The organism is Mesorhizobium sp. M7A.F.Ca.CA.001.10.2.1, assembly GCF_003998575.1.
Taxonomy (GTDB): Bacteria; Pseudomonadota; Alphaproteobacteria; order Rhizobiales; family Rhizobiaceae; genus Mesorhizobium.
The window spans coordinates 1-4,728 of sequence record NZ_RZQY01000473.1; the positions used below are offsets into that span (position 1 = coordinate 1).

Below are 4,728 nucleotides of genomic sequence, written 5' to 3' on the forward strand. Positions count from 1 at the left end.
CCACCAGACCAATGCGGTGGTCTATGACCGTATCTGCAACATTCTGGGCGGACGGGCGCCGGAGCATTTCGTCTACGAACTGTTCCTCGACGAGAACGGCCAGAAGATCTCGAAGTCGAAGGGCAACGGGCTGACCATCGACGATTGGCTGACCTATGCGCCGACCGAAAGCCTCGGGCTCTACATGTACCAGCGGCCGCGGCAGGCCAAGAAGCTGTATTTCGACGTCATCCCGCGGGCCGTGGACGAATACTATACGTTCCTTGCCGCTTATCCCCGGCAGGACTGGAAGGAACGGCTGGGCAATCCGGTCTGGCATATGCATGATGGCAACCCGCCCGCGATCGACATGCCGGTGCCGTTCTCGCTGCTGCTCAATCTGGTCAGCGCCTCCAACGCGCAGAACAAGGATGTGCTGTGGGGGTTCATTTCACGTCATACGCAAGGCGTGACGCCAACGACGCATCCCGAGCTCGACCGGCTGGTCGGCCATGCGATCCGCTATTTCGACGATTTCGTGAAGCCGACGAAAACCTTCCGGCCCGCCGACGAGGTCGAGCGCGAGGCGCTGGCAGCCCTCGACGAAGCGCTTGGGGCGCTGCCGGCGGACGCCAATGGCGAAGCGATCCAGAACGCCTCGCTCAACGTCGCGCGCAGGATCGAGCGCTACCAGGATCATTCCAAGCAGAGCCCGGAAGGCGGCCCCGGCGTATCGGGCGCCTTCTTCCAGATGATCTATCAGGTGCTGATCGGCCAGGAGCGCGGCCCGCGCTTCGGCTCGTTCGCAGCGCTCTACGGCGTGGCCGAGACACGTGCGCTCATTGAGCGGGCGCTGGCTGGTCAGCTGGCTTGAGCACGCCGTCGACCTCTTCCAGGATCGAACCCGGCGCCTGAGGGGCCGGGCGTGGCGCGGCCGGCATCGCCGGCATGCCGGACAGATCGGGCGCCGATCCGAAAATGCCCTTCTTCGCCGTGCGCGCCTTGTCGCCGGCTTCGACATAGGGTCCGCCCTTGGCGGCGCGCGCCCAGCCGTTGTCGACCAGCCATTGGCCGATATCCTGATTGCCGATCCGGCATTCGGCGGCGATCAGGTCGCGGCCGCCCTGCGGCGGCACCGTGCAGACCACCGCGCGGCCGCGCAGGAAGGCGCGGAACGCCGTCCGCGCCCGGACACCGCACGGCCAGGGCTTGCCGTCCTCGCTGCAGGTCTCATCCTGCCTGACGATATCGATGCCGGAAACCGCGACCGAGTAACCCTTCGCCTCGATCAGGCCGGCGGCCGGCGCAACCGGCTGGAACAGCTTGGTGCCGTTCCAATCGTCGGGCATTTTCGGCTTGGGCGGCACAGCCAGCGCGAGTTTGCTCAACGGCTCGCGCGGCTCGACCCGTTCAAGCCCCTCGGCGGGCAGTTCCGGTGGCGCGACAATTTGGGGATCGATCGCCCTCGAATGCAGCGCCGGCTTTGGCGGCTGCGGGGCTGCTATGGCCGATGTGGCCGGCTCCTGCGGCACCGTCCCGGCAGCCTGCTGCGCCATCGTATCGGCGCCCGGATCAAGCTGGTCCACCGTGATGACGCTTTCACTCCCTTTCAACGTGCGACCGCCGGCGACGACCATGGCCGCCATCACCGGGACCATCAGAACCGCCAGGGCATGACGAAGGAGCCGCACCAGCTTGACCTACTGGCTAGCCCAGACAATCCGCGCCACCCATTCGACATCGCGCATGGGAATATCGCGGTCGGGATGATCGGGATTGAGCGAGACCAGCGCAATCGACTTGACGGTCTGGCGCTCGAGCACCTTGGCCATCACCTCGCCTGATGTGGTCTTGACGACGACGCGATCGCCCTTGCGGGTGACGGCGCCCGGTTCGACGATGAGGACGTCGCCATTGCGGTAGAGCGGCAGCATGGAATCGCCTTGCACCTGCAGCGCGTAGGAGCTCTCGGTCGATTGCGCCGGCAGTTCGATCAGATCCCAACCCTGCCCGACTGGAAAGCCGGCATCGTCGAAGAAGCCGCCGGCGCCGGCTTGGGCAAAGCCGAGCAACGGCACGGAGCTTCTGCGGGCGACCGAAGCGGCATGGCTGGTCGAAGCACCATTGCTGATCCCAGGCCGGCCTTCGATCAGACCGGTGAATTCGTCGAGTGAGGCGCCCGTCGCCTCGATGATCTTGGCCAGCGATTCGGTCGAGGGCCAGCGTGGTCGGCCATCCGACGACAAACGCTTCGACTTGTTGAAGGCAGTGGAATCGAGCCCCGCACGCTTGGCCAAACCCGAGGCCGAAAGCGAATAACGCTTGGCAAGAGCATCGATGGCAGCCCAGACTCGGTCGTGCGAGAGCATGCTCGCTCTCCTTCGGTGCAGGAAAAAATACCTTTCCCTTCTAGTCTTGGAATGTCGTTTTGTCCACCGGTCGTGAGTGGTTGCAAACGTTTCCGTCGATCGCGGAAAGTCCGACTACCGGGATCGACCGACACCCTTGGCCAAGCTGCGCAGACCCTGGTGCGATGTCATGAAAATCCGCTCCGTTTGCGTCGGTGGCCGCGGGTTCACGGCACGACCAAGTGCCGCAACGACCTCGCCAATCTCAAGAAAGTTGCGAGCCTTGCGATCGTAGACGCCGGCTGTCGTCAGGATCAACGCGGCCGTCTCGCCATTGTCGAGGACGAAGCGGTGCTTGCCTACAACCTGGGTGCCTTCCCAGGTCTCGATCGAGGACACCACTTCGAAGCGGCGCCACAGCCTGATCTCGCGTGCATAGACCGCTTGCAGTCCGCCCATCATCGGCGCCCAGCCATTCTTCCTTGCCAGCGTGATGAGGCCTGCACGAACAAACAGGTCGATGCGGCCGAGATCGGCCAGCATCATGTAGCGCGCATTGTTGAGATGGATGTTGAAATCGATGTCGGTCGGCAGGCAGCGGAAAGCCAGCCGGCCTTCGCCGCCCATCACATAGGGGCCACGGCTGCGTGCCGTGGCCATCATGCGCACCATGCGCGCCCAGACATACATTACAGCGCCCCATGTCCTCTTGGACGCGCAAAGGTCGCTGCAAGACGCTTGATTTTGCCCATGCGTCAGGCTGCCTGCTTCACGTCGCCTTTCGCATAGGGATCGAAGCGCTGGTAGAAGGTCTCGCCTTTCTCGGCCATGTCGAGCAGCAGCTTGGGTGCCTTGAACTCGGCGCCGTATTTCTTCTGCAGGTTCTTGGCGATCTTCACGAACGCCTTGGCGCCGATGCCGTCGATGTAGGACAGCGCACCGCCGGTGTAGGGCGCGAAGCCGAAAGCGAGGATCGAGCCGACATCGGCCTCGCGCGGGTCGGTGACGATGCCTTCTTCCATCACCCGCGCCGCTTCCAGCGCGATGGTGACCAGCAGCCGCTGCTGCAGTTCCTCATAATCGACCTTCTCGGGTGCAAGCTGCGGATAGAGCTCCCTAAGGCCCGGCCATAACTTCTTCTTGGCGGGCTTTGCCGGGTAATCGTAAAAACCCTTGCCGTTCTTGCGGCCGAAGCGGCCGTGATCGTCGACCATGGCGTTGATCAGCGCCATCTGCTTGGGATCGACCGCCTTGTCGCCCAGATCCCTGATGGTCTGCTTCATGATCTTCTGGGCAAGGTCGATGGCCGTCTCGTCGGTCAGCGCCAGGGGGCCGACCGGCATGCCGGCCGCCTTCGCTGCATTCTCGATCATCGGCGCGGGAACGCCCTCGATCAGCATCTTGTAGGCTTCCGACATGTAGCGCAGCACGCAGCGATTGACGTAGAAGCCGCGCGTGTCGTTGACGACGATCGGCGTCTTCTTGATGGCGCGAACGAAGTCGATGGCGGTGGCCAGCGCCTTGTCTCCGGTCTTCTTGCCCAAAATGATCTCGACCAGCATCATCTTGTCGACCGGCGAGAAGAAATGGATGCCGATAAAGTTTTTCGGCCGCGCCGAATTCTTCGCCAGGCCGGTGATCGGGATGGTGGAGGTGTTCGACGCGAAGATCGCCGATGGCTTCAGCACGGCCTCGGCCTGTTCGGTGGCGCTCTTCTTCACGCTCGAATCCTCGAAAACGGCCTCGACCACCAGATCGCAGCCGGCAAGGTCGGCATAGTCCGCCGTCGGCGTGATCAGCGACAGCAGTTTGTCCTTGTCCTCCGGCTTGGCGCGGCCCTTCTTGACCTGATCCGAGATCAGGCCGTCGGAATGCGCCTTGCCCTTGGCAGCCGACTCCAGATCACGGTCGAGCAGCACCACCGGGATGCCGGCCTTGGCGGTGACATAGGCGATGCCCGCGCCCATGAAGCCGGCGCCGAGAATGCCGATCTTCTTGAATTTGGTTTCGGGCACGCCGGCCGGGCGGCGGGCGCCCTTGTTCAGTTCCTGCAGCGACACGAACAACGAGCGGATCATCGCCGCCGCCTCCCTCGTCTGCATGATCTCGGTGAAATAGCGCTGCTCGATGCGCAAACCGGTGTCGAACGGCACCAGCAGGCCTTCATAGACGCATTTGAGGATCGCGGCGGCGGCCGGATAGTTGCCGTAAGTCTCACGACGCAGGATGGCGATGGCCGGCGGCCACAGATTGAAGCCGGCGGGCGAATAGATCTGGCCGCCGGGCAGCTTGAAACCTTTCTCGTCCCATGGCGCCACCGGCTTCAGGCCATTCCTGATCATCGCCTTGGCGGTCTCGACGAGCCTGGCCGGCTCGGCGATCTCATGGATCAGGCCCATAG

Annotated in this window: 4 protein-coding genes and 1 pseudogene; 1 reads left to right on the forward strand and 4 read right to left on the reverse strand. The window is 63.6% G+C overall.

Annotation, left to right across the window (positions count from 1 at the left end):
* Nucleotides 1–853 (forward strand): annotated as a pseudogene (lysK, locus tag EN964_RS25075) (lysine--tRNA ligase); the annotation flags it as partial.
* On the opposite strand, the gene EN964_RS25080 reads toward lysK, so the two are convergent.
* The 4 genes from EN964_RS25080 to EN964_RS25095 form a co-directional block, all read right to left on the reverse strand.
* Nucleotides 819–1,670 carry a thermonuclease family protein gene (locus EN964_RS25080; protein WP_348627432.1) on the reverse strand — a complete coding sequence of 284 codons (852 nt, stop codon included), beginning with the start codon at nt 1,668–1,670 and terminating at the stop codon, nt 819–821. The pseudogene lysK and the gene EN964_RS25080 overlap by 35 nt on opposite strands.
* Before the next feature lie 9 nt (nt 1,671–1,679).
* Complete coding sequence (locus tag EN964_RS25085; protein WP_127268614.1) at nt 1,680–2,348, reverse strand: helix-turn-helix transcriptional regulator; 669 nt, start codon at nt 2,346–2,348, stop codon at nt 1,680–1,682.
* A gap of 114 nt (nt 2,349–2,462) precedes the next feature.
* The gene (locus EN964_RS25090; RefSeq protein ID WP_127268615.1) at nt 2,463–3,017 is read right to left on the reverse strand and encodes a thioesterase family protein; all 555 of its coding nucleotides are present in this window, start codon (nt 3,015–3,017) and stop codon (nt 2,463–2,465) included.
* Between the two features lie 65 nt (nt 3,018–3,082).
* On the reverse strand, nt 3,083–4,728 hold a 1,646-nt coding region (locus tag EN964_RS25095; RefSeq protein WP_127276849.1), incomplete at its 5' end, for a 3-hydroxyacyl-CoA dehydrogenase NAD-binding domain-containing protein.

Bases quoted from the DNA above. Each gene is read 5' to 3' on its own strand.
- EN964_RS25085 (WP_127268614.1), bottom strand. From the start codon at position 2,348: ATGCTCTCGCACGACCGAGTCTGGGCTGCCATCGATGCTCTTGCCAAG.
- EN964_RS25090 (WP_127268615.1), bottom strand. From the start codon at position 3,017: ATGTATGTCTGGGCGCGCATGGTGCGCATGATGGCCACGGCACGCAGC.